Genomic DNA, 1666 nt, shown 5'->3' on the forward strand with positions numbered 1-1666 from the left:
CCATCTGGATCAACGACTTCCACCCGTACCTGCCGCAGGCAGAGTGGGGCGGCTTCAAGCAGTCCGGCAATGGCCGCGAGCTTGGCCCCACCGGCTTGGCCGAGTACCAGGAGCACAAGCACGTCTACCAGAACCTGGCCCCTGCGGCTTGGGACCAGTTCGGCTTGCAGTAATTAACTCTGCGTACGTGGCTTGATGGTCATCGTGTCGATGTAAAGGTGCGCTGGAAGCGAAGCCACCCAGCGCACCGTCGAGCACGCAGACTTCCCGCGAGATAGTGACCTCGGAAGGATCGGTTTCTAGCTCGCGATGGAATCCTCAAGCTCAGCCAACATGTTGTCCACGAGGCCAATCTTGAAGTCAGCTGGCGCGAAGGCGCCCTCGTTCATGTCGGTGATGAGGTTGACCTCTACCTGAGTGCGCAGCTGCTTCATGGAGAAGTTAGCCACTGCTAGGCGCCATGCCTCAACTGCGCGAATGCCGCCGGAGAAGCTGTAACCCACGAAAGCGATGGACTTGTTTACCCACTCGGCGCCCAAGGAATCGAAGGCGTTCTTGAACGGACCCGGCACGGAGTGGTTGTACTCAGGGGTGACAAAGACGTAGCCATCGCAAGAATCGATGGCATCGGACCAAGCCTGAACGTTGGCGTCGTCATAGCTCTTGTTCGCCGCCATCGGGATGACGGAGGTGGTCATGATCGGAACGTTGAATGCCTTGAGATCAATTACTTCGTATTCAACGCCGGTGTTGCGGCCTTTAGCCAAGTCACCAACCCAGTTTGCGATTGCCTCGCCTGCACGATCGTCGCGAGTAGAGCCGAGAACGATGCCAATCTTTGCCATGGGAATAACCCTCTTTCGTTTTGTTGATTAGTCAACAAGAAAGACTAGCACGCGCGTCAACTTGGCGAATAGTGATATTGATTCGCCCTTCCCGCAGACCACATCCTTCTGGCAACGTTGCGTCATTAACCCGCACCACACCGTGATGGGCCAGCCGCTTCGGTCCGCCAAAGACAATCAGATCCCCTGAACCAAGCAGAACGTCATCCCAGGGCTTATTGCGGTTTTCCGTATTGCCCATCCGAAACAGCGCTTCATCACCAATGGATAGAGAAATTACCGGCGCCAAGGATTCCTCAAAATCGTCGACGTGCATGCCCATCCCCGAGCCCGGTGGATAGTAATTCACCAACGCCATCTCAGGAACAAAGCTCTCAGCCCATGGCGCTAACTCGGGCGCGACCTCGGCAGCCGCGCGCAGTGCCGGAGACGCCAGCTCCCGCAACGATTCCAGCATCGGCGGCACTCGAGTCCCCTCAATATTGTCCACGTAACGATAGGTCTCGTAATGCCAGAACCTGCCCAAATGCAGCTGATGCACGCTCATCTGCCCCGACTTCAAACGTGGGCGATACATCGCCATCGGCGTGCCCGCATAAGCCCGCGCCACCTCACGAACAGCAGAAACCAACGCTTCTTGGCTGCTCACGGACAACCATCCTGGCAGATGCGCCACGCCCGGCGCGACCTGGACGGCGGGGCGAGAGACGTCGAAAAGCATGGCCCAAGAGTACATGTCCGTCCGCAGCACACAAGACGTCCCTTTCACGCGACTAGACTAAATCCCCATGAACCTCGAGCAATTCGGCACCTGGGAAAAA

3 protein-coding genes are annotated in these 1666 nt (G+C 57.4%); 1 reads left to right on the plus strand and 2 read right to left on the minus strand.

What is annotated here, in order from left to right; genetic code table 11:
- Nucleotides 1-173 (plus strand): aldehyde dehydrogenase family protein (locus HMPREF2724_RS12580; protein WP_141748314.1); only part of this gene is annotated, 173 nt, incomplete at its 5' end.
- 126 nt (nt 174-299) lie between these two features.
- Here HMPREF2724_RS12580 and HMPREF2724_RS02220 read toward each other — a convergent pair.
- Together HMPREF2724_RS02220 and HMPREF2724_RS02225 are read right to left on the minus strand one after the other, a co-directional pair.
- Nucleotides 300-845 carry an NADPH-dependent FMN reductase gene (locus HMPREF2724_RS02220; protein WP_061919953.1) on the minus strand — a complete coding sequence of 182 codons (546 nt, stop codon included), beginning with the start codon at nt 843-845 and terminating at the stop codon, nt 300-302.
- Nucleotides 846-876: 31 nt separating this feature from the next.
- The gene (locus HMPREF2724_RS02225; RefSeq protein WP_070587060.1) at nt 877-1566 is read right to left on the minus strand and encodes an alpha-ketoglutarate-dependent dioxygenase AlkB family protein; all 690 of its coding nucleotides are present in this window, start codon (nt 1564-1566) and stop codon (nt 877-879) included.
- Nucleotides 1567-1666 lie beyond the last annotated feature (100 nt).

Origin of the sequence: Corynebacterium sp. HMSC071F07, from assembly GCF_001810285.1 — a bacterium.
Lineage (GTDB): Bacteria > Actinomycetota > Actinomycetes > Mycobacteriales > Mycobacteriaceae > Corynebacterium > Corynebacterium simulans.